Here is a 26,206-nt window from a genome sequence, read left to right as displayed (position 1 = left end):
TACCGCCCGTCAGGGTTGGGCGAAGGCGCCCGCGACGAGGTCGGCGAGGAGGGCGCCCGCGGCGCCGTCCGGGTCGCGGTCGGGGTCGTAGATGGTGACGTTGAGCCCGACGCAGCGCGGGGAGCCGGTCAGCACCGCGAGCAGTGCGGCCAGTTCGTCCGGGAGCAGGCCGCCGGGGTCGGGGCTGTCGACGGCCGGCATGACGCTCGGGTCCAGGACGTCGGCGTCGAGGTGGACCCAGAACCCCTCGGTGACGGGCGGGTGCAGTCCGGCCAGCGCCTCCCGCGCCACGGTCGCGGCGCCCCGGCCGCGGATCTCGCCGACGGTCGCGGTACGGATGCCCAGCGCGGCCAGTTCGGCGAGGTCGTCGTCGCCGTCACGGATCCCGAACAGCCGTACGTCCTCGTCGCGCAGGTACGGCGAGAGCCCCTCCAGGTCGCAGAGGTCGCTCTGGCCGCGGCCGGTGGCCAGCGCGAGTTCCTCGCCGCCGGCGGCGCCGACGGGCCCGTTGGCCGCCGTGTTGCCGGGGTGGCGGAAGTCGGCGGAGCCGTCGACGGCGGCCAGCCCGTAGCGGCCGAGGCGGCGCATCGCGAGGGAGGCGCCGAGCTGGATGGAGCAGTCGCCGCCGAGGACGACGGGGAACTCACCGGCCCTCAGGTGCTTTTCGATCCGGTCGGCGAGGGTGACGGTGTACGCGGCGAGTTCGGCGGCGTGGAAGACGCCGTCGCCCTCGCGCCAGTCCCCGCGGTCGTAGCGGGGCGGCACCACGACCCCGCCCTCGCGGGCGCCGAGCCGGGCAAGCAGCCCTTGCTCGCGCAGCGCTCCGGCGAGTTTGTACACGCCGGGCACGGTGCCGGGGGCGGGCGGGCGCAGGCCGAGGTTGGAGGGGGCGTCGAGCAGCACGATCGTTCGCATGGTCGTCATCCTGTGGCAGCGGGAACGGGCGGTACGGGCATCTCGCGGGTGATCGCCCAGCGTTCGTGATCGCGCCAGGCGCCGTCGACGTGGAGGAAGTCCGGCGAGAGCCCTTCGAGGCGGAAGCCGCGGCCGCGGACGAGGGCGATCGAGGCGGTGTTGCCGGGCTGGATGTTGGCCTCCAGGCGGTGCAGCTCCAGCGGCCCGAAGGCGTGCGCGAGGAGCAGGGCGAGCGCCTCGCCGAACAGGCCCCGGCCGGCGGCGTGCGCGAAGGCGCCGTAGCCGAGGGCGCCGCACCGGAACGCGCCGCGCACGATGTTGTTGATGTTGAGAAAGCCGGCGAGGGTCCCGCCGGCCCGCTCGCACACCAGGAACCCGGCGCGCGCGGGGTCCTCGTTCAGCCGCCGCTCGTACGCCGTGTAGTCGGCGGCGGTGGTGGGCGGGAACAGCCAGGGCCGGTGCAGAGCGGTGCTCTCGCGCGACCGCGCGGTGAACTCCGGGCCGTCCTCCGGCCGGAAGGCCCGCAGTCCCACGCGGGCGCTCCGCGCGACGTACGCGATCTCGGTCATCCGTCCAGCGTAGAGCCGGGCGTGTCATCATCGGGGCGTGATCGACGACGAACGCGCGGCGCGCAACAACGCCGACTGGTGCGACGCGGTGTGCCGGGCCCACGGCCTGCCCGGAGCCTTCGGCGCCACCGTCTGGAGCAGCCCCCGCCGTACCCCGCCCCTGTATCCCGACGCGGTGACCCTGAGCCCGGCGGCCACGGCCGCCGAGGTGCTGGCCGGGATCGACACGGTGTCGCCGGGCTGCTCGGTCAAGGACAGCTTCGCGGGCCTGGACCTGACGCCGGCGGGCTTCGAGGTCCTCTTCGAGGCCCGGTGGATCCACCGCCCGGCGGGCCCTCCCGCCGCCGTCCCGCCCGCCGGCTGGCACCGCGTGGGCACCCCGCAGGAGCTGACCGCCTGGGAGGCGGCCTGGTCGGGGGCCGCGCCGGCCGGGCTGTTCCGCCCGCACCTGCTGGGCCCGGACACCGCGTTCCTGTACGCCGCCGAGGCCGGCCGGGTGACGGCCGGCGCCGCGGTCCACCGCACCGGGCCGGTGGTGGGCCTGTCCAACGTCTTCGCCGTCGACGACGCCCGCCTCGATGCGGCCTGGTCCGGCGTGCTCGCGGCGGTCGCCGCCCACTGGCCCGGCCTGCCCGTGGTCGGCTACGAGTCGGGCGACGACCTCGCCGTGGCCGTCCGCCACGGCTTCGCCCCGGCCGGCCCCCTCCGCGTCTGGCTCCACACGGCTTGAGGGGTGACCCGCTCCGGCCGCTAGGAAGTGACCCGCTCCTGCCGCCGGCTCCGGGCCGTGCGGGCGATGTTCCTGGTCATGCCGCCGAAGACGAAGGCGTGGAAGGGGGAGACCGACCACCAGTAGAGGTGGCCCAGCAGGCCGTGGGGGTGGAAGAGGGCGCGCTGGTGGTAGCGGGAGGTGCCCGGGGGGCCGGGGCTGACCCGCATCTCCAGCCAGGCCAGGCCCGGCAGCCGCATCTCGGCGCGCAGGCGCAGCATCCGGCCGGGTTCGATCTCCTCGACCCGCCAGAAGTCCAGGGAGTCCCCCACGCGCAGCCGGGCCGCGTCACGGCGGCCGCGGCGCAGGCCGACGCCTCCGACGAGCCGGTCGGCCCAGCCCCGGGCGGCCCAGGCCAGGGGGAAGGAGTACCAGCCGTTCTCCCCTCCGATGCCCTCGACGACCTGCCACAGCGCCTGCGGTGACGCCTCGACCGCCACCTCCCGGTGGTCGGTGTAGAGGCTGCCGCCGGCCCAGTCCGGGTCGGTGGGCAGCGGGTCGCTCGGGGCACCGGGGACGGAGGCGGAGGACCAGCGGGTGGTGACGTCGGCCTCGCGGACCCGCTGGAGGGCGAGGGCAAGGGACCGGTCGAAGCCGATCGGGGCGCCCGGCGGGTCGGGCACGTAGCGGGCGATGTCGTGCTCGCGGCACACCACCTCGTGCCGCAGGGACTCCGCGAGCGGGCGGGCCAGCGCCCGCGGGACGGGGGTCACCAGGCCGATCCAGTGGCTGGACAGGCCCGGTGTGAGCATCGGGACGCGCAGGATCAGGCGGTGCGGCAGGCCGGCGACGGCCGCGTACCGGCGCATCATCTCCTCGTACGTGACGACGTCCGGGCCGCCGATGTCGAACGCCCTGCTGACGCCCTCGGGCAGGGTGGCGCTGCCCACGAGGTAGCGCAGCACGTCCCGGACGGCGATCGGCTGCACGCGGGTGCCGACCCAGCTCGGGGTGACCATCACCGGCAGCCGTTCGGTGAGGTAGCGCAGCATCTCGAAGGAGGCCGATCCGGAGCCGATGATGACGGCGGCGCGCAGGACGGCGGTGGGCACCCCGGACGCCAGCAGGATCCGGCCGACCTGCGCGCGCGAGCGCAGGTGCGGCGAGAGCTCCGGGACCGGGATGCCGGCGGGGGTGAGCCCGCCCAGGTAGACGATGCGCCGTACGCCGGCGGCGCGGGCCTGCTCGGCGAAGGTCCGGGCGGCGGTGCGGTCGCGCTCCTCGAAGTCCTTGCCGCCGGTCATCGCGTGGACGAGGTAGTAGGCGACCTCGATGCCGCGCAGGGCGTCGGCGAGGGACCGCGCGTCGGTGACGTCGCCACGCACCACCTCGGCGCGCCCGGCCCACGGGTGGTCGCGCAGCCGTTCGGGCGACCGGGCCAGGCACCGTACCCGGTGGCCCGCGTCGAGGAGTTCGGGCACCAGGCGGCCGCCGATGTAGCCGGTGGCCCCGGTGACGAGGACGTGCGCGCCCGTCATGGTCCGCCTTTCTCGCGTGCCGACCGCGCCGGGGTCAGGGCCGCAGTCGTACGGCCGGGACGTCCGACCGGTCCAGTCCGAAGACCTGTACGTACAGGGAGAGTTCGGCTTCCAGGGCGCGGACCATGGTGTCCGCGCGGCGGAAGCCGTGCCCCTCGCCCTCGAAGGCGAGGTAGGCGTGCGGCACGGCCCGCCCGCGCAGGGCGGCCAGCAGCCGCTCGGCCTGGGCGGGCGGGCAGATCACGTCGTCCAGGCCCTGGAGGAGCACGAAGGGGGCGGTGATGCTCCCGGCGCGGGCGACCGGGGAGCGTTCGCGGCAGCGGACGGCGAGGGTGTCGGGCGGGCCGGCGAGGCCGTCGACGTAGCGGGACTCCAGGTCGTGGGTCTCCTCCGCGAAGCCCAGCAGGTCCAGCACCGGGTAGATGATCGTGCCGCAGGCGTAGACGTCGGTCGAGGCCAGTGAGGCGGCCGCGGTCCAGCCGCCGGCGCTGCCGCCGCGGATGGCCAGGCGCGCCGGGTCGGCGGTGCCCTCGGCGGCCAGCGCGCGGGCCACCGCGGCGCAGTCCTCGACGTCGACCACGCCCCACTGTTCGCGCAGCCGCTCGCGGTAGGCGCGGCCGTAGCCGGTCGAGCCGCCGTAGTTGACCTCCACGACGCCGATGCCGCGCGAGGTGAAGTAGGCGATGTGCAGGTCCAGTACGGGCGGCACGTGGTCGGTGGGGCCGCCGTGCGCCCACACCACGTACGGCGGGAGTTCGTCGGCCGGGGCCCGGCGGACGGGGTGGTGCGGCGGGTAGACGTGGGCGTGGATCTCGCGGTCGTCGGGGCCGAGGAAGGTACGGCTCTGCGGCTCCGGGTAGTACGCCGGGTCGACCCGGTCCACGCCGTGCGCGCCGACCACCCGGGCCCGGCCGGTGGCGGTGTCCAGCTCCACCACCTCGTACGCGCTGCGCGGGCTGGCCGCGACGCCGTAGACGCGCGAGCCGTGGGCGGCCAGCGTGGGCTGCCAGGCCGTCCAGGGCCCCGCCACGTCGACGAGGTCGCCGGTGTCGGGGTCCAGTATCCCGAGGACGGAGGAGCCCTGGCCGTGCAGCACGGCCACCGGCCCGGCGGCCAGCGGGGCGATCCAGTTCAGTCCGGTCTTCCACAGGGCGCCGCCGAACTCCTCCTCCCGCGGGCACAGGTTGACCGCCTCGCCGGTGGCCGGGTCCAGGCGGTACGGGTTCCACCAGCCGCCGCGGTCGGAGACCGCCAGCAGGGTGCCGTCGGCGGTCCACTCGGCCTGTGCGACGGCTTCCTCGGGGCCGCCGAGCACGGTGCGCGCCCCGGCCAGGCGCCCGTCGGGCGTGACCTCGGCCAGCTTCAGCTCGGTCCCGTCCCACGGCATCCGCGGGTGGTCCCACACCAGCCACACCGCGTGCCGGCCGTCGGGCGAGAGCCGCGGCCCGCTGCTGAACCGGTGCCGGCCGTCGGTCAGTTCCCGCACCGCCGCGCGGTCCCCGGCGGCGGACCCGTCCAGAGGTACGGCGGCCAGCACGCGCCGGACGTCGGTCGGCGCGGGCCCGGTGAACTCCTCCAGCACGCACCACGCTTCGCCGCCGTGCAGCACCGGATCCGCCCAGCGCAGCCCGCCGCCGACGGTGGAGAGCGGGGTCAGCGGCCGGGGCGCGGCGCCGGGCACGTCCGGCTCGTACGCGTACAGCCGCTGGTCGGCGAAGTGTGCGAAGACCACCAACGGGCCACGTCCGTCGTGCTGTTCACGCCCGGTCCAGGGGCGGCCGCCGTACTCGGTGACCCGGCTGCGCACGTTCCACGGGGCCGGCAGCACGGATTCCTCGGGGCCGCCGTGGCCGCGCCGGCGCACCAGGCTGCGGCGGCCGCCCTCGGCCGGCCGGGGCTCGGTCCACCACACTTCGGCGCCCACCGTGCCGACGTACTCGGGGCGCCCGTCGAGGGAGGCGGCGAGGGCGGCGTCGATGGGCGAGGGCCAGCTCCCGTAGGAGCCGGTGGGCACGGCCATCACAGGGCCCGCAGGGCGTGGTCGAGGACCCGGACCCCGAAGTGCAGGGCGTCGACCGGCACGCGTTCGTCGACGCCGTGGAAGAGGGACCAGTAGTCGAAGCCGGGCGGCAGCTTGAGCGGGGAGAAGCCGTAGCCGGTGATGCCGAGCCGGGAGAACTGCTTGGCGTCGGTGCCGCCCGCCATGCAGAACGGCACGACCTGCCCCTCGGGGTCGAAGCGTTCGACGGCGTCCCGCAGGATCGCGTACGTACGGCCGTCCACGGGTGCTTCGAGGGGTACTTCGCGGTGGTGGAACTCCCACTCGACGTCGGGGCCGGTGAGTTCGTCGAGCGTACGGCGGAACTCGTCCTCGCCGCCGGGCAGGACGCGGCCGTCGATGTAGGCGGTGGCGTGGCCGGGGACGACGTTGAGCTTGTAACCGGCGCTGAGCATGGTGGGGTTGGCGCTGTTGCGCACGGTCGCCTCGACGAGGGCGCCGGCCGGCCCGAGCTTGTCGAGGACGGCGTCGAGGTCGAAGTCGCGGGCGTGCGGGTTCACCGACATCCCTTGCAGGGCGGCGAGTTCGGTGATGCAGGCGGCGACGGTTCCGGTGAGCCGGACCGGCCACTCGTGCTCGCCGATCCGGGCGACGGCGGCGGCGAGCCGGCTGACGGCGTTGGCGCGGTTGGGCTTGGAGCCGTGCCCGGTGGTGCCGTGGGCGGTGAGCCTGAGCCAGGCGGTGCCGCGCTCGCCGGCGGCGATCGGGTAGAGGGGGGCCCGGCCGGGGGCGGTGTGGATGCTGAAGGCGCCGGATTCGCTCAGGCCCTCGGTACAGCCCGCGAAGAGGTCGGCGTGCCGGCCGGCGAGGAAGTCGGAGCCGTCGACGGCGCTGTCCTCCTCGTCGGCGGTGAAGGCGAGGACGATGTCGCGGCGCGGCCGCACGCCCGCGCGGGCCCAGGCCCGTACGACGGCCAGGACCATCGCGTCCATGTTCTTCATGTCGACGGCGCCGCGGCCCCAGACCACGCCGTCGCGGATCTCGCCGGAGAAGGGGTCCACGCTCCAGTCGGCGGCCTCGGCGGGGACCACGTCGAGGTGGCCGTGGACGAGGAGGGCGTCGGCGGCCGGGTCGGTGCCCTCGATCCGGGCGACGACGTTGGTGCGGCCGGGGGTGCGTTCCAGGAGGGCCGGTTCCAGGCCGATGGCGGCCAGGCGTTCGGCGACGTACTCGGCGGCGGGGCGCTCGCGGCAGTCGCCGCCGCCGCGGTTGGTGGTGTCGATGCGGATCAGCCCGGAGGTGAACTCGACGACCTCGTCGAACGCGAGGGGGTCGAGCGGCGCGGCCGGCCCGCCCCGGTCCGGGGAGTTCGCCGGGGGCACCTCGGGGGACGTCATGTCAGCCATACTGCTCCTCCACAGCCGCCGAGACGATCGTCGTGACCGCCTTGAAGGTCCGGATCCCCTCGTACATCGTCGCGCTGGTGTACGCGATGCGACGCTCGCCCGACGCGTGCTCGACGCCCGGGACGACGGTGGCCGCCGCCGCGAGGTGCGCGGCGTCGAACTCGACCTCGACGGCGAACGGGCCGCCCCGTACGGGGTCGTGGCGGACCGCGAGGGCGGCGGCCTCCTTGGCGGCGGACCGGATCGCGGCGGCGGTGCGCGCCGGGGTGCGGCAGACGGCGGCGTAGCGCGAGACGTGGTCCTTGACCGCCACCGTGCGCGCGCCGGGCGCGTACGTCGCGGCGTCGGCGCAGGTCAGGTCGTCACCGGTGACCAGGACGACGGGCACCCCGTACTCGGCGACGACCAGCGCGTTGAGCAGGCCCTCGCTCGCGCGGACCCCGTCGACCCAGACCCCGGTGATGGAGTTGGCGAGGTAGGTGTGGGCGAGCACGCCCTCGGTGCCGGCGCCGGTGTGGTAGCCGACGAAGGCGATGCCGTCGACGTCGCCGTGCTGGACGCCCTCGATCATGGAGAGGGACTTGTGCCGGCCGGTGATCATCTGGGCGCGTTCGTCGAGCCGCTCCAGGAGCAGGTTGCGCATGGTCCAGTGGGCCTCGTTGATGAGGACCTCGTCGGCGCCGCCGTCGTAGAAGCCGAGGACGGCGGCGTTGACGTCGGAGGTGAACAGGGCCCGGCAGCGCTCCCACTGCGGCGTCCCGGGCAGCACGTCGGCGGGCCAGGTGACGCCGGTGGCGCCCTCCATGTCGGCGGAGATGAGGATCTTCATCGGGCCCCCGGTCGGTCAGCTGTCCGCACAGACGCCTCACCCTAGCCGTCCGGCGGCGCGCCGCGCAGGGGCCACGCCCGGCGCCGGGGCACTCTTCCCGGGCGCCGCGCCGCCCGGCCGCCGGGTTCACTCGAAGCGGTGAAGCCGCGCGCAGCGGCCCCACCGTCCGGTCCTACGGAAGGGCGTCAGCCCTTCTCGACCTCCTGGGCCAGGTTGTCCAGGAAGGTGTCGTAGATACGGCCGAGGCCCTTGGGGGCGAAGGTGCGCTCGAAGAAGCCGCCGATACCGCCGGCGCCGTCCCACACGGTGGTGACGACGGCCTTGGAGCGGCCCTCACCGGCCGGGGTGACGGTCCAGGTGGTGACCATGGAGGAGTTGCGGTCCTTCTCGACGAGGCGGCCGTCGCTGGGCTCGGTGACCTCCAGCAGGCAGTCCCGTACGCGCTTGCTGGTGGCCTGGAGCTTCCAGTGGACCAGGGTGCCCTCGCCGTCGCCGCCCTCGCGCACCTCGTACTCGCTGAAGTGCTCGGGGAGCAGCTTGCCGCGGGTGCCGCTGTAGTCCGCGAGCGCGTCGAACACCGTCTCCGCGTCGGCCGCGATGATCCGCTCCGTGGTGGCCTCGACCTGCGCCATACCTGTTCCTCCAGCAGTTGTGAACGCTCCTTGCGGCGGCAAGCCAACCACCTCCCGGCGCGGGCGCCCAAATCCGCCCGCCCCCGGAGCCGCTCCGCACGATCATGGGAACGTTTGTTCTATTCTCGCACCCGGACGACCGAGGGAGGCGCCATGCGCTGGGAGAATCTGGGCGACGGGAGCGGGCCCGACGCGGCCGGCGGAGCCCTATTCGGGGTCGGGGCCGTGGTCACGCGGACCTTCGACACCCCCGAGTTCCGGGGGATCACCTTCCACGAGGTCCGCGCCCGGTCGATCGTGAACCGGGTGCCGGGGGCCTCCCGGATGCCGTTCGAATGGACCGTCAACCCCTACCGGGGGTGCAGTCACGCCTGCGTGTACTGCTTCGCACGCAAGACCCACGGCTATCTCGACCTCGACACCGGCCTCGGCTTCGACTCGCAGATCGTCGTCAAGACCAACGCCCCCGAGCTGCTGCGCCGCGAGCTGGCCGCGCGCCGCAGCGGCGGCGCGCACATCGCCATGGGCACCAACGTCGACTGCTACCAGCGCGCCGAGGGCCGCTACCGCCTGATGCCGGGAATCATCGAGGCCCTGCGCGACCACGCCAACCCCTTCTCCATCCTCACCAAGGGCACGCTGATCCTGCGCGACCTCGGCCTGCTGCGCGAGGCCGCCGAGGTCACTGAGGTCGGCATCTCGGTCTCCGTCGGATTCACCGACCCCGCGCTGTGGCGCACCGTGGAGCCGGGTACGCCGTCGCCCGCGCGCCGCCTGGACGTCGTCCGCACCCTGACCGACCACGGCATCGGCTGCGGCGTGCTGATGGCGCCCGTGATCCCCTTCCTCTCCGACGGCCCCGGGCAGCTGCGCGCCACCGTCGCCGCGATCGCCGCCTCCGGGGCCACCTCGGTGACCCCGCTGGTGCTGCACCTGCGGCCCGGCGCCCGGGAGTGGTTCATGGCGTGGCTCGCCGCGCACCACCCGCACCTGGTCGAACGCTACGAACGGATGTACGCGGGCGGCAGCTACGCCCCGACCTGGTACCAGCGCCGGATCACCCGTCAGGTGCACGAGCTGGCCGACTCGTTCGGCATCGGCCCGGCCCGGCGCGGCGGGACCCCCGCGGTCACCGCACCCTCGGACCCCGGACACCCCGGACACCCCGGCCGGAGCGGCCCGACACAGCTCACGCTGCTGTGACCGGCCGCTGAAGCCTCATCACATCGGGCCAAAAGGCGCCACAATCCCGTCTTCCAGGCGCGGCTTCCGGGACGATTCCGCCCAGAACACTCGGCTGGGAGGCCCCTTGTGAAGAAGCGTGCAGCAGTCCTGTTGTCGATCGCCACCGTCGCCACCGCCCTCGCGGGCCCGGTGACGGCCACCGCGTCGGCCACCCCCGCCCCGGGCACGTCCGCCGCCCCGGCCGCGGCACCGCGCTGGACGAAGTGCGCGACCCCGCGCTACCCCACGTTGCAGTGCGCCTCCCTCCAGGTCCCGCTCGACCACGCGCAGCCCGGCGGCAAGAAGATCACCCTGGCCCTGACCCGGGTCCCGCACACCGCCGCCACCTCCCAGGGCCCGCTGCTGGTCAACCCCGGCGGGCCGGGCGGCAGCGGCCGCGCCCTCGCCGGGTTCGTCGCCGCCGCGCTGCCCAAGGACGTCGCCGCGCAGTACGACGTCATCGGCTTCGACCCGCGCGGCGTCGGCCAGAGCGAGCCGGTCCTGGACTGCGGCAACGGCCACTTCGCACCCGTACGCCCGGACTCCGTGCCCCGGGACCCGGCCGTCGAGGAGGCCAACCTGGAGCGCGTGCGCGGCTTCGCCCGGACCTGCGCCACCCGGCACGCGGGGGTGCTGCCGCACATCGGCACCGTCGCCGCGGCCCGGGACATCGAGCTGCTGCGCGCGGCGCTGGGCGCGCCCAAGGTGAGCTACTTCGGCTACTCGTACGGCACCTACCTGGGCGCCGTGTACGCCAAGCTGCACCCGGGCCGGGTGCACCGGCTGGTGCTGGACTCGGTGGTCGACCCGACCGGCGTCTGGTACCAGGACAACCTCGCCCAGGACGTGGCCTTCGACGCCCGCCACAAGGCGTTCCTGGCCTGGGTGGCCAAGAACGACGCCACGTACCACCTGGGCACCGACCCGGCCCGGGTCGAGTCCCGCTGGTACGCGATGCGCGACGCGCTGCGCACGGCCCCGGCCGGTTCGAAGGTCGGCCCGGCCGAGCTGGAGGACACCTTCCTTCCGGGCGGCTACTACAACGGGTACTGGCCGCACCTGGCGGAGGCGTTCGCGGCGTACGCGGTGAAGGACGACCCGGCGCCGCTGGTGGCGGCGTACCAGCGGTTCGGGGCGGTGGAGCCGTCGGCGGGCAACAGCTACAGCGCGTACAGCGCGGTGCAGTGCCGGGACTCGGCCTGGCCCAAGGACTGGAACGTGTGGCGCGCGGACATGTGGCGTACGCACGCCAAGGCGCCGTTCATGACGTGGAACAACGCCTGGTACAACGCGCCGTGCGCGTTCTGGCCGACGGAGGCGCTGACGGCGCCGGACGTCACGAACGCGGACCTGCCGCCGGCGCTGCTGCTCCAGGCGACGGAGGACGCCGCGACGCCCTACGAGGGCGCGGTGAGCATGCGCGCGAAGCTGGCGGGGGCGGCGCTGGTGGTCGAGGAGGGTGGCGGCAACCACGGCATCGCGCTCAGCGGCAACACGTGCCTGGACGAGAAGGTGGCGGCGTACCTGAGGTCGGGGACCGCCGCCGACGCCACGTGCGCGGCGCAGGCCGAGCCGCAGCCGACGACGGCCACCCGCGCCGCCCCGGCCTCCGCGGGCGGCGCGGCCCTGCACGGACTGCTGGGCTTCCGCGGCTGACGGCCGCGGGGGGAACGCCTGACGGCCGGCGGCGGAGGTGCGTCATGATCGGGGCATGACCAGTGATCACCTCACCCGCATAGCCGGCCCCGAGGGCGTCCTCCCGGGCACCGGCTACAGCCACGTCGTCCTGGGGACGGGGACCTTCGTCGCCGTCTCCGGGCAGTGCGCCCTCGACGAGAAGGGCGAGGTCGTCGGCGCCGGCGACCCCGCCGCGCAGAGTGCGCGGGTCTTCGAGAACCTGCGCCGGTGCCTGGCCGCCGCCGGGGCGGGGTTCGACGACGTCGTGAAGCTGACGTACTTCGTCACCGACATCGCCCACCTGCCCGCCGTCCGCGCGGCCCGCGACGCCGTGATCCCCGCGGACCGCCTGCCCGCCTCCTCGGCCGTCGAGGTCGCGGCGCTGTTCCGGCCGGAACTCCTGGTGGAGATCGAGGCGTTCGCCGTGCTCCCCGCTCCCCCGGCGGCCGGCTGACGCCGCCGCGTCACCGCGGCAGCAGGTGCAGGGACCGGGTCGCCGCCACCGCCAGCCGCGGATGGGCCTGGGCCCGGGCCAGGACCTCGCGGGCGGCCGGGTCGGCCAGTGCCCCCAGACCCTCGACGCAGGCCAGGGCGACCCGCCAGTACGGGTCGTGCGGGGAGAGCAGCCGGGACAGCGTCGTGACCAGCGCCGGTACGGATTCCGGCGCCCGCAGGGCCACCAGCAGGCGTACGGGTTCCAGCGCGTAGGCCGTGCGCAGCGCGTTGGTGGCCAGCGCCGCCGCCGCCCGCGCGGTGCGGGGGTCGCCGAGTACGGCCAGCGCCCGCGCGGCGGCGGCGCAGCGCGGCGGGTCCCGGTGGTTGAGCAGCAGCACCAGGGCCTCGAAGGCGCGCCGGTCGCCCGCCAGCCCCAGCCGGTACGCCGCGAGTTCCCGCGCCCACAGCGGGCGGCCCGCCGAGGTCAGGGCCGCGGCCAGCCCGTCCGGTTCCGCCGCGGCCAGCCGCTCGTACTCCGGCGACCCGGCCGCCTCCGCCCGCAGGCGCTCCAGCACGTCCACCCGGGTCAGCGTAGGCGGGCGGCGGGGTCGCGGCGGACGGTTTGCGCGGATCGCCCGCCACGCGGCGCACATCACATCTCCCGTGCTCTGGCCAACGAGTTACTCACCGGTTAATCTCGCCCTACGAGCGCGGCCTGGTGACGCAGCCGCACTCGTGTTCGTCGGTTCGGCACAGCTGCACGGCGTGCGCCCCGGGACAGGGCCTCGCCGATTCCCGTACGCAGGTACTCGGGCCCTGTGCGCCCCGCGTGCCCCGTACACCGTGCACGCCGCCTTCTCACACGTATCTGCATCCGCACCTGTACGCGTGCGCCTTCGTACCCGTACACCGTGCTGCCGCGTACCCGCGCTTCCCGCGTGGTGCGCGCGCTCCGCGCTCCGCGCCCCTCCCTCAGTCGTCACCCTCATTCCACCGGAGTCCCGCGATGGACCGTCAGCCCAGTCAGCCCACCCTCCAGACCATTGCCGTCGTCGGCCTCGGCACGATGGGCACCGGCATCGCCGAGGTCCTCACCCGCGCCGGCCGCGAGGTCATCGGCATCGACATCAGCGAGTCCGCCACCCGTACCTGCGTCGCCGCGCTGGAGGCCGCCACGGCCCGCGCCGTCGCCAAGGAGCGCCTCACCGAGCAGGAGCGCCGGGACGTGCTGTCCCGCTTCCGCACCTTCACCGATCTGCAGGCCGCCGCCCACGCGGACCTCGTGATCGAGGTCGTGCCCGAGGACTACGCGCTCAAGAGCCGGGTCTTCGCCGCGCTCGACGCGATCGTGCGGCCCGACACGCTGCTGGCCACCGGCACCAACGCGCTCTCGGTGACGCGCCTGGCCGCCGAGTCGCAGCGCCCCGAGCGCGTGCTCGGCGTGCACTTCTTCAACCCGGCCCCGGCCATGAAGCTCGTCGAGGTCGTCTCCTCGGTGCTGACCTCCCCGACGGCGGTCGAGGCCGTCACGGCGCTGGCCCGCGAGCTCGGCAAGGAGCCGGTCGCCGTCGGCGACCGCCCCGGCTTCGTCGCCGACGGCCTGCTCTTCGGCTACCTCAACCAGGCCGCCGCCATGTACGAGGCGAAGTACGCCTCCCGCGAGGACATCGACGCGGCGATGAAGCTCGGCTGCGGCCTGCCCATGGGCCCGCTCGCGCTGCTCGACCTGATCGGCGTGGACACCGCCCGGACCGTCCTGGAGGCGATGTACGCCGCCTCCGGCGACCGGCTGCACGCCCCGGCGCCGATCCTGGGCCACCTGGCCGAGGCCGGGCTGACCGGGCGCAAGGCGGGCCGCGGTTTCTACACGTACGAGGCCCCGGGCAGCTCCGTGGTCGTGCGGGACGCCCGTACCGGCCTGGACGAGGCACGCCTGGGCGAGGGCCGTCCGGTGACCTCGGTCGGCGTGGCCGGCTCCGGCACCATGGCGAGCGGGATCGCGCAGGTCTTCGCGCAGGCCGGCTTCGACGTCGTGCTCGCCGCCCGCAGCCAGGAGAAGGCCGACGCCGCCAAGGCCGCGATCGGCAAGTCGCTCGGCCGGGCCGTGGCCAAGGGCCGGCTGACCGAGGAGGCCGCCGAGCAGACGCTCGCCCGCATCGCTCCGGCCGCCTCCCTGGACGCCTTCGCCGAGGTGGACCTGGCCGTCGAGGCCGTCGCCGAGGACCTGGCGGTCAAGCAGGAGCTCTTCGCGACCCTGGACAAGGTCTGCAAGCCGGGCGCGGTCCTGGCGACCACGACCAGCTCCCTGCCGGTCGTCGCCTGCGCCCGCGCCACCTCGCGTCCGCAGGACGTGATCGGCATGCACTTCTTCAACCCCGCCCCGGCCATGAAGCTGGTCGAGGTGGTCCGCACGGTCCTGACGGCGGACGACGTGCACGCCACGGTCCGCGAGGTCTGCACCCGGATCCGCAAGCACCCGGTGGACTGCGGGGACCGCGCCGGCTTCATCGTGAACGCGCTGCTGTTCCCGTACCTGAACAACGCGATCAAGATGGTCGAGGAGCACTACGCCTCCCTCGACGACATCGACGCCGCGATGAAGCTGGGCGGCGGCTACCCGATGGGGCCCTTCGAGCTCCTCGACGTGGTCGGCCTCGACGTCTCGCTGGCGATCGAGAAGGTGCTCCACAAGGAGTTCCGCGACCCCGGCCTGGCCCCGTCCCCGCTGCTCGAGCACCTGGTGGCGGCGGGCTGCCTGGGCCGGAAGACCGGTCGCGGATTCCGTGAGTACGCCCGGCGGTAGGCGGCGGGCACACGAACCGGATGCGTGGGGAGGGCTGCTCGGGTCCGCCGGACCCTCACGGCGGACGAACCCTTCCGAGCCCAGTGCGGGCCCTCCCCCGCATCCATCCCGCCCCTCGGGACCTCAGGCGCGCCCTCCTGCACCGATGCAGTACGTTCGCTCTATGTCCCAGTCCGCGAAGACCTCGCCCCGCGCCTCCTCGGCCGCCGACGCCCCGGAGAGCGCGGCCGGCTCCCGGGCGGCCGCCCAGCGCCTGAAGATGCGCCGGGAGCTCGCCGCGGCGGCCATGGAACTGTTCGCGACCAAGGGATACGAGGCCACGACGGTCGACGAGATCGCCGCGACCGCCGGTGTGGCCCGCCGCACCTTCTTCCGCCACTTCCGCTCCAAGGAAGAGGCGATCTTCCCCGACCACGACGACACCCTGATCCGGGCCGAGGCCGTGCTGGACGCGGCCCCGGCGCACGAGCACCCGCTCGACACGGTGTGCCGGGGGATCAAGGAAGTCATGAAGATGTACGCCGCGTCGCCGGCGGTGTCGGTGGAGCGCTACCGCCTCACCCGTGAGGTACCCGCGCTGCGCGAGCGCGAGATCGCCTCGGTGGCCCGCTACGAGCGGCTGTTCACGCGCTATCTGCTGGCCCACTTCGACGAGACCGACCATCACGACGGCAACGACGACCCGCTGCTGGCCGAGGTGGCAGCCTCCGCCGTCGTGACGGCCCACAACCACGTGCTGCGGCGCTGGCTGCGGGCCGGCGGCCAGGGGGACGTGGAGGCGCAGCTGGACCACGCCTTCGGGATCGTGCGCAAGACGTTCGGCACCGGGATCGGGGCGGGGCGGACGCTGAGCGGGGCGCAGCCGGCCCCGGCGGCGGCGCAGGCCCGCGCCGAGGGCGAGGTGCTGGTGGCGGTGGCCCGTACCGACGCGCCGCTCGACGAGGTCATGCGGACGATCGAAGAGGCCCTGAAGAACAAGTAGGCATCAGCGGGCGACTCTCGTCACAGCGGCCGCACCCGGTTCCGGGTGCGGCCGCTGTCGTTTGTCCCAGTTGCCCCTACTCGCGGGTAACACTGATCGATCATCGCTCATCTGCGCAGGTCAATCGGCAAATGAGAGAAAGTTTTGGCACGCAGTGCCTTGCCGAGTGACACGGGGTGCCATACGTTGAAGTCGTCCGGATGTCCCCGCGGTCCACGTCGGCACAGACGAGGAACGCGCCCCGGACGCCTGCGTCACAGGCAACCCTCGCGCCCCACCACGGCGCTGCCGAGCACCAACCGCACCCGCCGGACCGACGGCACACCCTCATCTCGATCTCGTACGCACCGCGTAATCCCTCAAGCGCACCCTCAGCGCTCCGTCCCCCAGACTCCGTCCGGGGGTGCCCCCAGGAGGCATCACCGTGAAGCACATCCTCGACGCGATCCAGTCGCAGGCCGCCACCACCGAAGACTTCGCGGCCCTGCCGCTGCCCGACTCGTACCGCGCGGTCACCGTGCACAAGGACGAGACGGAGATGTTCGACGGGCTCACCACCCGCGAGAAGGACCCGCGCAAGTCGCTGCACCTCGACCAGGTCCCGGTCCCCGAACTCGGCCCGGGCGAGGCCCTGGTGGCCGTCATGGCCTCCTCGGTCAACTACAACTCGGTGTGGACCTCGATCTTCGAGCCGGTGTCCACCTTCAGCTTCCTGGAGCGCTACGGGCGCCTGTCGGAGCTCACCAAGCGCCACGACCTGCCGTACCACATCATCGGCTCCGACCTGGCGGGCGTGGTGCTGCGCACCGGTCCCGGCGTGAACTCCTGGAAGCCGGGCGACGAGGTCGTCGCGCACTGCCTCTCGGTGGAGCTGGAGTCCTCCGACGGCCACAACGACACGATGCTCGACCCCGAGCAGCGGATCTGGGGCTTCGAGACCAACTTCGGCGGCCTGGCGGAGATCGCGCTGGTCAAGTCGAACCAGCTGATGCCGAAGCCGAACCACCTGAGCTGGGAGGAGGCCGCCTCCCCCGGCCTGGTCAACTCCACCGCCTACCGCCAGCTGGTCTCCAACAACGGCGCCGGCATGAAGCAGGGCGACAACGTCCTGATCTGGGGCGCCAGCGGCGGCCTCGGCTCCTACGCCACCCAGTTCGCCCTGGCCGGCGGCGCCAACCCGATCTGCGTCGTCTCCTCCCCGGAGAAGGCCGACATCTGCCGGTCCATGGGCGCCACCGCGGTCATCGACCGCAACGCCGAGGGCTACAAGTTCTGGAAGGACGAGAACACCCAGGACCCGCGCGAGTGGAAGCGCTTCGGCTCGAAGATCCGAGAGCTGACCGGCGGCGAGGACATCGACATCGTCTTCGAGCACCCCGGCCGCGAGACCTTCGGCGCCTCCGTCTACGTCACCCGCAAGGGCGGCACCATCACGACCTGCGCCTCCACCTCCGGCTACATGCACCAGTACGACAACCGCTACCTGTGGATGTCGCTGAAGCGGATCATCGGCTCCCACTTCGCCAACTACCGCGAGGCCTGGGAGGCCAACCGCCTGATCGCCAAGGGCAAGATCCACCCGACCCTCTCGAAGGTCTACTCCCTGGAGGAGACCGGCCAGGCCGCGTACGACGTCCACCGCAACCTCCACCAGGGCAAGGTCGGCGTCCTCGCGCTCGCCCCCGAGGAGGGCCTGGGCGTGCGCGACCACGAGCTGCGCGCGCAGCACCTCGACGCCATCAACCGCTTCCGTAACGTCTGAGACCGGTCAAAGGGCAAAAGGACAGCCTGAGATGACAGAGCGCCAGAAGGACCGTCCGTGGCTCATGCGGACGTATGCCGGCCACTCCACGGCCGAGGCGTCCAACGAGCTGTACCGCCGCAACCTCGCCAAGGGCCAGACCGGCCTGTCGGTCGCGTTCGACCTTCCGACGCAGACCGGCTACGACCCCGACCACATCCTCGCCCGCGGCGAGGTCGGCCGGGTCGGGGTCCCGGTCTCCCACCTGGGCGACATGCGGCGGCTGTTCCAGGACATCCCCCTGGAGCAGATGAACACCTCGATGACGATCAACGCCACCGCCATGTGGCTGCTGGCGCTCTACCAGGTGGCCGCCGAGGAGCAGGGAGCGGACATCTCCAAGCTCCAGGGCACCACCCAGAACGACATCGTCAAGGAGTACCTCTCGCGCGGGACGCACGTCTTCCCGCCCGGGCCCTCGCTCCGGCTGACGACGGACATGATCGCGTACACGGTCAACCACATCCCGAAGTGGAACCCGATCAACATCTGCAGCTACCACCTGCAGGAGGCGGGGGCCACTCCGGTCCAGGAGATCAGCTACGCGATGTGCACGGCGATCGCCGTGCTGGACTCCGTGCGCGACTCGGGACAGGTCCCCGAGGACCGCTTCGGCGAGGTGGTCGCCCGTATCTCGTTCTTCGTGAACGCGGGCGTCCGCTTCATCGAGGAGATGTGCAAGATGCGCGCCTTCGGCCGGATCTGGGACCAGGTCACCCGCGAGCGCTACGGCATCGAGGACGCAAAGCAGCGCCGGTTCCGCTACGGCGTCCAGGTCAATTCCCTCGGCCTGACCGAGGCGCAGCCGGAGAACAACGTCCAGCGCATCGTCCTGGAGATGCTGGCGGTCACCCTCTCCAAGGACGCCCGCGCCCGCGCCGTGCAGCTGCCGGCCTGGAACGAGGCCCTGGGCCTGCCCCGGCCCTGGGACCAGCAGTGGTCGCTGCGCATCCAGCAGGTCCTGGCGCACGAGAGCGACCTGCTGGAGTACGAGGACATCTTCGCCGGATCGCACGTCATCGAGGCCAAAGTCGACTCCCTGGTCGCCGACTGCCTGGCCGAGATCGACCGGATCCAGGAGATGGGCGGCGCGATGGCGGCCGTCGAGTCCGGTTACCTGAAGTCCCAGCTGGTCTCCTCGCACGCCGAACGGCGGGCCCGGATCGAGACCGGCGAGGACAAGATCGTCGGCGTGAACTGTTTCCAGCAGACCGAGGAGAACCCCCTCACCGCCGACCTGGACGGTGCCATCATGACGGTCGACGCGGCCGTGGAGGCGGTGACCGTGGCGCGCATCGGCCGCTGGCGGACCGAGCGCGAGGAGTCCTCGGACCGGCAGGGCAACGGCGACCCGTTCGTGTTCCCCACCACACGGCAGGCGCTGGAGCGGCTGAAGGAGGCCGCCGCCGGGACCGAGAACCTGATGGAGGCCACTTTGGAGTGCGCCCGCGCGGGTGTCACCACCGGTGAGTGGGCGAACGCCCTGCGCGAGGTCTTCGGCGAGTTCCGGGCCCCGACCGGGGTCTCCTCGGCCCCGGTCGCGGTCACCGCCGAGGAGGGCACCCCCATGGCCTTCGTCCGCGAGAAGGTGGCCCGGACCGCCGAGGAGCTCGGCTCCGGACGGCTGCGCCTGCTGGTGGGCAAGCCGGGCCTGGACGGGCACTCCAACGGCGCCGAGCAGATCGCCGTACGGGCCCGCGACGCGGGCTTCGAGGTGGTCTACCAGGGCATCAGGCTGACCCCCGAGCAGATCTCGTCGGCGGCGCTGGCCGAGGACGTGCACTGCGTGGGACTGTCGATCCTGTCCGGCTCGCACAGCGCGCTGGTGCCCGACGTCCTGGAGCGGCTGCGCGCGGCGGGGGCGGGGGACATCCCCGTCATCGTCGGGGGCATCATTCCGAACGCAGACGGCGAAGAACTGAAGGCCGCCGGTGTGGCCGCCGTCTTCACCCCCAAAGACTTCGGTATTACGGAGATCATCGGACGTATCGTCGACGAGATCCGTAAGGCGAACAAGCTCCACCCCCTTCACATGAGCACGGAGGTCCCCGCATGACCACGCCCCTCTCCCCGGTGAACCGGCTGCGTCCGCGCCGCTCCTGCCTCGCGGTCCCGGGGTCCAACCCGCGGTTCCTGGAGAAGGCCCAGGGCCTGCCGGCCGACCAGGTCTTCCTGGACCTGGAGGACGCCTGCGCGCCGCTGGCCAAGGAGGGCGCCCGGCACACGATCGTGGACGCGCTGAACAACGGCGACTGGACGGGCAAGACCCGCGTGGTCCGGGTCAACGACTGGACCACCCACTGGACCTACCGTGACGTGATCACGGTCGTCGAGGGCGCCGGCCAGAACCTCGACTGCATCATGCTGCCGAAGGTCCAGGACGCCCAGCAGGTCGTCGCGCTCGACCTGCTGCTGACGCAGATCGAGAAGACCATGGGCTTCGAGGTCGGCAAGATCGGCATCGAGGCGCAGATCGAGAACGCCAAGGGCCTGGTCAACGTCGACGAGATCGCCGCCGCCTCGCCGCGGCTGGAGACGATCATCTTCGGCCCGGCCGACTTCATGGCCTCGATCAACATGAAGTCCCTGGTCGTGGGCATGCAGCCGCCCGGCTACCCGGCGGACGCCTACCACTACATCCTGATGCGGATCCTGATGGCGGCCCGCATGCACAACCTCCAGGCGATCGACGGCCCCTTCCTTCAGATCCGCGACGTGGACGCCTACCGGGAGGTCGCCGGCCGTGCCGCGGCCCTCGGCTTCGACGGCAAGTGGGTGCTGCACCCCGGCCAGGTCGACGCCGCGAACGAGGTCTTCTCGCCCTCCCAGGAGGACTACGACCACGCCGAGCTGATCCTCGACGCCTACGACTGGTGCACCTCCGAGGCGGGCGGCAAGAAGGGCTCCGCGATGCTCGGCGACGAGATGATCGACGAGGCCAGCCGCAAGATGGCCCTGGTCATCGCGGGCAAGGGCCGGGCTGCCGGCATGCAGCGCACCACCAAGTTCGAGATCCCGGAGGCCTGAGCACCATGCAGTTCGGACGCACCTACGAAGAGTTCGAGATCGGCGCGGTCTACAAGCACTGGCCCGGGAAGACCGTCACCGAGTACGACGATCATCTCTTCTGTCTGCTCACGATGAACCACCACCCGCTCCACATGGACACGAATTACGCCGAGAAGACGACGGACTTCGGCAAGAACGTGGTCGTGGGCAACTACATCTACTCGCTGCTGCTGGGCATGTCCGTGCCGGACGTCTCCGGCAAGGCGATCGCCAACCTGGAGATCGAGTCGCTCCGGCACGTGGCGCCGACCTTCCACGGCGACACCCTCTACGGCGAGACCACCGTCCTGGACAAGACCCCGTCGAAGTCGAAGAACGACCGCGGCATCGTCTACGTCGAGACCAAGGGCTACAAGCAGGACGGCACCCTCGTCTGCGTCTTCCGGCGCAAGGTGATGGTCCCGACCGAGACGTACATCAAGGAGCGCGGCGGCGAGCAGCCCGGCCGGCCCCAGCTGAAGGAACAGGGGAAGTAGTCATGGCCCGACTCGCCCAGACCGCCGGTCTGACCGACGTCCAGCAGGAGATCCTCAAGACCGTCCGCGAGTTCGTGGACAAGGAGATCATCCCGGTCGCGACCGAGCTGGAGCACCGCGACGAGTACCCGCAGGCGATCGTCGACGGCCTCAAGGAGCTCGGCCTCTTCGGCCTGATGATCCCGGAGGAGTACGGCGGCCTGGGTGAGTCGTTGCTCACCTACGCCCTGTGCGTGGAGGAGATAGCGCGGGGCTGGATGTCCGTCTCGGGCATCATCAACACGCACTTCATCGTCGCGTACATGCTCAAGCAGCACGGTACGCAGGAGCAGAAGGACTACTTCCTGCCCCGTATGGCGCTCGGCGAGGTCCGGGGCGCCTTCTCGATGTCCGAGCCGGCGCTGGGTTCGGATGTGTCGGCCATCACGTCCAAGGCGGTCAGGGACGGCGACGAGTACGTCCTGACCGGACAGAAGATGTGGCTGACCAACGGCGGCAGCTCCACACTGGTGGCCGTCCTCGTCCGGAGTGACGAAGGACACCCCGAGGGGACGGCGCCCCACAAGTCGATGACGACCTTCCTGGTGGAGAAGGAGCCGGGCTTCGGCGAGGTGCGCCCCGGCCTGACCATCCCGGGCAAGATCGACAAGATGGGCTACAAGGGCGTCGACACGACCGAGCTGATCATGGACGGACTGCGCATTCCGGCCGATCGCGTCCTCGGCGGGCAGACCGGCCGAGGGTTTTACCAAATGATGGACGGGGTCGAGGTCGGCCGCGTCAACGTGGCGGCGCGTGGCTGCGGCGTCGCACAGCGTGCGTTCGAACTGGGTGTCTCGTATGCCCAGCAGCGTCACACTTTCGGCAAGCCGATCGCCCAGCACCAGGCCATCCAGTTCAAGCTGGCCGAGATGGCTACCAAGGTCGAGGCCGCCCATGCGATGATGGTCAACGCAGCACGCAAAAAGGACTCCGGGGAACGAAACGACCTCGAAGCGGGGATGGCGAAGTACCTCGCCTCCGAGTACTGCAAGGAGGTGGTGGAGGACGCCTTCCGTATCCACGGTGGCTACGGCTTCTCGAAGGAGTACGAGATCGAGCGGCTCTACCGGGAGGCTCCGATGCTGCTGATCGGTGAAGGTACCGCCGAGATCCAGAAAATGATCATTGGGCGCCGCCTGCTCGAGGAGTACCGGGTCCAGGGCTGAACGTCCCGATTCGCACAGGTTTGACTGCGAAAAGGGTCACATCCCGTAACAGGCCTCGGGGCATCGACTCGGCTTCTGGCTTGCCCAGTTGTTGCGTGCAACCGATAGCATTCCAGTAAAGCCGCCGTCCCGTCCCCCTGTTTGCGGCGCGGCAATCACCCGCTACGAAGGTCATCCATGCCCCACAGCCAAACCTCTGCACCTCGCGACAGCCTTCTCGGTGGACGTCTCGCGCGCGGAGCATCGCCGTGGCTTCTGCCGACCGTCGCCACCGCGGCGCTCAGCCTCACCCGGGCGCGCAAGTCCGGGCGCTGGGCCGCGGTGGCCGTGCCCACCACCGCTCTCGCGGCGGGCATGCTGTGGTTCTTCCGCGACCCCGAGCGAGAGATCGCCCAGGGCCGGGTCATCTCCCCCGCCGACGGTGTGGTGCAGAGCATCATGCCGTGGAAGGACGGACGGACCCGGGTCGCGATCTTCATGAGCCCGCTGAACGTCCACGTCAACCGCGCGCCCCTCGCGGGCACGGTGACGTCCGTGGAGCACATCCCCGGCGGGTTCGTCCCGGCGTTCAACAAGGAGAGCGAGAACAACGAGCGCGTTGTCTGGCACTTCGACACCGAGCTCGGCGACATCGAGATGGTGCAGATCGCCGGCGCGGTCGCCCGTCGCATCGTCCCCTACGTGCCGGCCGGCACGAAGGTGGAGCAGGGCGAACGCATCGGTCTGATCCGCTTCGGTTCACGTGTCGACATCTACCTCCCGGAGGGTGTCGAGGTCGCGGTCGAGGTCGGTCAGGCCACCACCGCGGGGGTGACTCGAATTGACCGTGACTGATCCTGAATCACCGGCGAAGCGGACCGACTGGGTCCCGCAGGCCGAGGAGGAGACCGACGGCGAGGAGATGCCCCTCTCGCTGCGGCTGTCGATAGCGGACACCCTCACCCTCGGCAACGCGACGTGCGGATTCATGGCGGTGTACTTCACCACCACCGGAATCCTCATCCCGCACCTCACCGGCAGCGGCGAGTCGGGCATGGCCCGGCACAGCGCGGCGACCGCGGTGATACTGATGCTGCTCGCGGCGGTCTTCGACCTCTTCGACGGGATCGTGGCCCGCAAGCTGCGCAGCTCGCCGATGGGCGCCGAGCTGGACAACCTGTCCGACCTGATCAGCTTCGGGCTGGCGCCGGCGTACTTCGTGCTCGTCTACGGCATGGTCGCCGACGACGCGCACCAGAAGATCTCGGCGCTGGCCGCGATCGTGGTGCTGCTCGCGGTGGTGCTCAGACTCGCGAGATTCAGCTGCGTGACGCTGAAGGACGGCATGTTCCAGGGCATGCCGAGCCCCTTCGGCGCACTGACGGTCGTCTCGATCGTCCTGCTGGAGCTGCAGTTCATCCCGACGCTGCTGGCGATCATCGGGGTGGCCTGGCTGATGGTGAGCCGGGTCGAGTACCCCAAGCCGCGGGGTGTCCTCGCGGTGGCCATGCTCAGCTGGATCGTGGGGGCCATGGGCCTCCTGGCGGCCTGGGCCTTCGACGCTCCGGGCGGCCAGCTGCTGCTCCAGACGGGCTGCGCGCTGCAGATCGTCCTGGCGGCCACGATCCCGCTCTTCGCGACGACCCGGCGGGTGAACACCTTCCGCCACAACCGCCGCGAGGCAAGGGCCACACAGGTCCAGTAGTGTCTGCTCCTTCGCCCCGCCGAGCTGCTGCTCGGCGGGGCGAAGTGCTGCGACGGGGCTGGTGCGCCCGGCGGCCGATCTTTTGTCAGGCTGCCCTGCGCCGCCTGAGGGCGTAGAAGGTGATGCCGCCGAGCAGGAGGGCCCCGGCGACGACCCCGGCCGGCAGGGCGAGCTCGCCCACGAGCGAGTCGTCGTCCTTCGCGGCAGCGGTGGGGCTCTGCTCGTCAGGCCCGGTCACGCCGGGCTGCGACGGGCCCTCGGCGGCGTCGTCGCCGAAGGAGAACACCGGGCTGTTCCCGGAGCGCGGTGTGCCGGAGATGTCCACGGTCAGCGAGATCGGTACGACGATGCCCTTCGCCTTGTCGTGCGGCTCGGCGACCTGCGCCTGGATGTAGTACGTGCCGGGCACGTCGTATCCCTTGGAGTCGGAGCTCTTCGCCCCGCCCTGCTCGGTGATCTCCCAGGGACCGCAGACCCGCTCGATGCGCCCGGTCCTGCCCGCGAGGATCTCGGTCAGGTTGTGGTCCTTGTTGCACTGCGTCGACTCACGCTGGGCGTTGTAGACGCTGACGCCCCACCCGGCGGTGGCGGAGTTGGGGAAGTCGGCCGGGATGTCCACGCCGGCCTTGACCGTGAGCTTCTGGCCCGCCTTGAGCTCCACCCGCCAGAAGGGGGCCTCACCGACGGCGATGGACTGCCGGTGGGTGCCCGGTCCGATCGGGGTGGCGCTGTTGAAGGAGAAGCCGCCCTCGGCGTCGGCCCCGGTGCGGGGCTGGGGAGTCCGCGGGGCGGTCCCCTGGGTCGTCTTGTCGGCGATGCCGACGAGGAGTTCGACGGGCATCGGCTTGTCGCCGGACTTGGTCACGTCGTTCTCGATCATGATGCAGCCGATGTCGTCCGGCGCGGGCTTCTCGTTGCCCGATCCGGGCTTGCTGCGGCCTCCGGTGGAGATGATGTTCGCCCATCCCATCGACTGGGCGAACTCCCTCAGCCACTCGTAGGGTTGGCCGTCTCCCGGCGGGCCGGCCGCAACGGTGATGATGGAGCCGCGCCCGTACCCCTCCTCGGCGACGGCGGTGGCGCTGACCTGGAGCAGCTGGTCCGGCCGCTTCTTGACCTTGTAGTAGAGGTCGCGCCCTCCGGTGAACTTGTCCAGGTACTGGCCGGGCGTGACCAGCGGAGCGTCCTGGCAGCCGCCCAGGGAGCCCGCCACCGGCTTTCCGGTGGCGTGGTAGGTCCGCCACCCCTTGCGGAACAGGGTGCCCAGATTGGCGGTCAGCGAGTCGGCGTCGGCGGCGTCGGCGTACGACCCGCCGGTCACGTCGGCGATGCACTTCAGCTGCCCACGTACAGCCGAGGAGGGGGTCCGGAACCCGATCACGTCAATGGCGAGGTCGATGCCCTGCCCCTTGAGCTCGCGGGCCACCTCGCACGGAGGCGGCGGCGCGCAGGTGTCCTCACCGTCCGAGACCAGGACGATACGGCGCTTGCCGCTCGTGCCGAGGTCCTTGGCGGCTTCGCGGAGCGAGACGCCGATCGGTGTGAACCCGACCGCTTTGAAGCCCTCCACCCGCTTCTTGGCGTCGGCACGCGCCGCCCGGTCCATCGGCGTGACCGGCAGGACCTGCTGCGTGTCGGCGCAGCCCTCCTTCTTGTCCTGTCCGGGATACGTGGCGCCGTAGACGCGCAGTCCCAGCGGGGCCTGTTCGGGGGCGGTGTCGATGATCCGGGTGACCGCCTGCTTGGCGGCGGCGAGGCGGGTCTGGCCGCCGGCGTCGTTGTCGTTCATCGACCCGGACAGGTCGAGAACGAGGTCGATCCGGGCAGGGTCCGGAGCCCCGGGTGCTGCGGGGGCGGCGCTCGCGGCCGCCGCCGGCGACAGGAGCGCGCCGAGCATCAGCACGGAAACGGCAGCGAGCACGCGTCGTCGGCGTGGTCTTGGATGCATGAAGATGATCTCCAGGAGGTTTGTCTGTCGGTCTCTTGATACGTGCCGGTCGGGAACCGGGCCCTGCGGAGTCCAGGCTGTCCGAACTACCGTGCCGGGCAACGGCTTTGCGTACGGTACCGAACTCAACTCATCCGACGATAAGCAGATGCGAATGGTTCCACGAGTCCGTCAGCTGATACGGCCTGACACCTCTGGTGCGGCGGGGCGGGGGAACCGTTCCGATCGCAACCTCGGTGCGGCGGTCGCCACGCTGCGGGGGCCCGGTCCGGTCGCGGGCCCCGTATCCTTGATGTCGGAAA

The 26,206-nt window shown here is 72.0% G+C and carries 22 protein-coding genes; 13 read left to right on the top strand and 9 right to left on the bottom strand.

What is annotated here, in order from left to right:
• Positions 1-9: 9 nt before the first annotated feature.
• Both ACZ6KO_RS02635 and ACZ6KO_RS02630 read right to left on the bottom strand, forming a co-directional pair.
• Complete coding sequence (locus ACZ6KO_RS02635; protein WP_469299055.1) at positions 10-915, bottom strand: arginase family protein; 906 nt, start codon at positions 913-915, stop codon at positions 10-12.
• A gap of 5 nt (positions 916-920) precedes the next feature.
• Positions 921-1,484, bottom strand: coding sequence for a GNAT family N-acetyltransferase (locus ACZ6KO_RS02630; RefSeq protein WP_469299052.1), 564 nt, complete (start codon positions 1,482-1,484; stop codon positions 921-923).
• Positions 1,485-1,521: 37 nt separating this feature from the next.
• Here ACZ6KO_RS02630 and ACZ6KO_RS02625 point away from each other — a divergent pair, with 37 nt between their 5' ends.
• On the top strand, positions 1,522-2,214 hold the full coding sequence (locus ACZ6KO_RS02625) for a hypothetical protein (RefSeq protein ID WP_469299049.1): 693 nt from the start codon (positions 1,522-1,524) through the stop codon (positions 2,212-2,214).
• Positions 2,215-2,234: 20 nt separating this feature from the next.
• On the opposite strand, the gene ACZ6KO_RS02620 is transcribed toward ACZ6KO_RS02625, so the two are convergent.
• From ACZ6KO_RS02620 to ACZ6KO_RS02600, 5 genes are all read right to left on the bottom strand, one after another.
• Complete coding sequence (locus ACZ6KO_RS02620; RefSeq protein ID WP_469299047.1) at positions 2,235-3,731, bottom strand: SDR family oxidoreductase; 1,497 nt, start codon at positions 3,729-3,731, stop codon at positions 2,235-2,237.
• 34 nt (positions 3,732-3,765) lie between these two features.
• Positions 3,766-5,751 carry a prolyl oligopeptidase family serine peptidase gene (locus ACZ6KO_RS02615; protein ID WP_469299045.1) on the bottom strand — a complete coding sequence of 662 codons (1,986 nt, stop codon included), beginning with the start codon at positions 5,749-5,751 and terminating at the stop codon, positions 3,766-3,768.
• A complete protein-coding gene (locus ACZ6KO_RS02610) occupies positions 5,751-7,136 on the bottom strand; it encodes a M20/M25/M40 family metallo-hydrolase (RefSeq protein ID WP_469299043.1) in 1,386 nt (461 codons plus the stop codon). Before ACZ6KO_RS02610 ends, ACZ6KO_RS02615 begins: the two co-directional genes overlap by 1 nt.
• Positions 7,129-7,965: a M55 family metallopeptidase gene (locus ACZ6KO_RS02605; RefSeq protein WP_401449986.1), complete on the bottom strand. Its 837-nt coding sequence runs from the start codon at positions 7,963-7,965 to the stop codon at positions 7,129-7,131. The genes ACZ6KO_RS02610 and ACZ6KO_RS02605 overlap by 8 nt, the downstream gene beginning before the upstream one ends.
• Before the next feature lie 185 nt (positions 7,966-8,150).
• Complete coding sequence (locus ACZ6KO_RS02600; protein WP_469299041.1) at positions 8,151-8,597, bottom strand: SRPBCC family protein; 447 nt, start codon at positions 8,595-8,597, stop codon at positions 8,151-8,153.
• A 153-nt stretch (positions 8,598-8,750) separates the two neighbouring features.
• Here ACZ6KO_RS02600 and ACZ6KO_RS02595 point away from each other — a divergent pair, with 153 nt between their 5' ends.
• The 3 genes from ACZ6KO_RS02595 to ACZ6KO_RS02585 all read left to right on the top strand — a co-directional run bounded on the left by ACZ6KO_RS02595 (position 8,751) and on the right by ACZ6KO_RS02585 (position 11,952).
• Positions 8,751-9,800 (top strand): Rv2578c family radical SAM protein, encoded by a 1,050-nt coding sequence (locus ACZ6KO_RS02595; protein ID WP_469299039.1) that lies wholly within the window; start codon positions 8,751-8,753, stop codon positions 9,798-9,800.
• A 108-nt stretch (positions 9,801-9,908) separates the two neighbouring features.
• Positions 9,909-11,477: an alpha/beta hydrolase gene (locus tag ACZ6KO_RS02590; protein ID WP_469299036.1), complete on the top strand. Its 1,569-nt coding sequence runs from the start codon at positions 9,909-9,911 to the stop codon at positions 11,475-11,477.
• A 55-nt stretch (positions 11,478-11,532) separates the two neighbouring features.
• Positions 11,533-11,952: a RidA family protein gene (locus ACZ6KO_RS02585; protein ID WP_469299034.1), complete on the top strand. Its 420-nt coding sequence runs from the start codon at positions 11,533-11,535 to the stop codon at positions 11,950-11,952.
• Between the two features lie 10 nt (positions 11,953-11,962).
• Here ACZ6KO_RS02585 and ACZ6KO_RS02580 read toward each other — a convergent pair whose 3' ends face one another.
• Positions 11,963-12,505: an adenylosuccinate lyase gene (locus ACZ6KO_RS02580; protein WP_469301480.1), complete on the bottom strand. Its 543-nt coding sequence runs from the start codon at positions 12,503-12,505 to the stop codon at positions 11,963-11,965.
• 434 nt (positions 12,506-12,939) lie between these two features.
• On the opposite strand from ACZ6KO_RS02580, the gene ACZ6KO_RS02575 reads away from it, so the two are divergent.
• The 9 genes from ACZ6KO_RS02575 to pssA all read left to right on the top strand — a co-directional run bounded on the left by ACZ6KO_RS02575 (position 12,940) and on the right by pssA (position 23,956).
• The gene (locus tag ACZ6KO_RS02575; RefSeq protein ID WP_469299032.1) at positions 12,940-14,736 is read left to right on the top strand and encodes a 3-hydroxyacyl-CoA dehydrogenase family protein; all 1,797 of its coding nucleotides are present in this window, start codon (positions 12,940-12,942) and stop codon (positions 14,734-14,736) included.
• A 145-nt stretch (positions 14,737-14,881) separates the two neighbouring features.
• Entirely contained in the window at positions 14,882-15,718 is an 837-nt protein-coding gene (locus ACZ6KO_RS02570) for a TetR family transcriptional regulator (RefSeq protein ID WP_469299030.1), read from the top strand.
• A 424-nt stretch (positions 15,719-16,142) separates the two neighbouring features.
• A complete protein-coding gene (ccrA, locus tag ACZ6KO_RS02565; RefSeq protein WP_469299026.1) occupies positions 16,143-17,480 on the top strand; it encodes a crotonyl-CoA carboxylase/reductase in 1,338 nt (445 codons plus the stop codon).
• A 31-nt stretch (positions 17,481-17,511) separates the two neighbouring features.
• The gene (locus ACZ6KO_RS02560; protein WP_469299024.1) at positions 17,512-19,575 is read left to right on the top strand and encodes a protein meaA; all 2,064 of its coding nucleotides are present in this window, start codon (positions 17,512-17,514) and stop codon (positions 19,573-19,575) included.
• Entirely contained in the window at positions 19,572-20,546 is a 975-nt protein-coding gene (locus ACZ6KO_RS02555; protein ID WP_469299022.1) for an HpcH/HpaI aldolase/citrate lyase family protein, read from the top strand. The genes ACZ6KO_RS02560 and ACZ6KO_RS02555 overlap by 4 nt, the downstream gene beginning before the upstream one ends.
• A gap of 5 nt (positions 20,547-20,551) precedes the next feature.
• The gene (locus ACZ6KO_RS02550) at positions 20,552-21,064 is read left to right on the top strand and encodes a MaoC family dehydratase (RefSeq protein ID WP_469299020.1); all 513 of its coding nucleotides are present in this window, start codon (positions 20,552-20,554) and stop codon (positions 21,062-21,064) included.
• Positions 21,065-21,066: 2 nt separating this feature from the next.
• Positions 21,067-22,272, top strand: a complete 1,206-nt coding sequence (locus ACZ6KO_RS02545) for an acyl-CoA dehydrogenase family protein (RefSeq protein ID WP_469299018.1) — start codon at positions 21,067-21,069, stop codon at positions 22,270-22,272.
• A gap of 177 nt (positions 22,273-22,449) precedes the next feature.
• Entirely contained in the window at positions 22,450-23,106 is a 657-nt protein-coding gene (locus ACZ6KO_RS02540) for a phosphatidylserine decarboxylase (protein WP_401449953.1), read from the top strand.
• Positions 23,093-23,956 (top strand): CDP-diacylglycerol--serine O-phosphatidyltransferase, encoded by an 864-nt coding sequence (pssA, locus tag ACZ6KO_RS02535; protein ID WP_401449950.1) that lies wholly within the window; start codon positions 23,093-23,095, stop codon positions 23,954-23,956. Before ACZ6KO_RS02540 ends, pssA begins: the two co-directional genes overlap by 14 nt.
• Before the next feature lie 85 nt (positions 23,957-24,041).
• Here pssA and ACZ6KO_RS02530 read toward each other — a convergent pair whose 3' ends face one another.
• Positions 24,042-25,877 carry a VWA domain-containing protein gene (locus tag ACZ6KO_RS02530; protein WP_469299014.1) on the bottom strand — a complete coding sequence of 612 codons (1,836 nt, stop codon included), beginning with the start codon at positions 25,875-25,877 and terminating at the stop codon, positions 24,042-24,044.
• Positions 25,878-26,206 lie beyond the last annotated feature (329 nt).

It is taken from the genome of Streptomyces sp. NPDC042102 (assembly GCF_055582305.1).
Note: the sequence above shows the minus strand (reverse complement) of the source record. Positions and strands in the feature narration are given on the sequence as shown.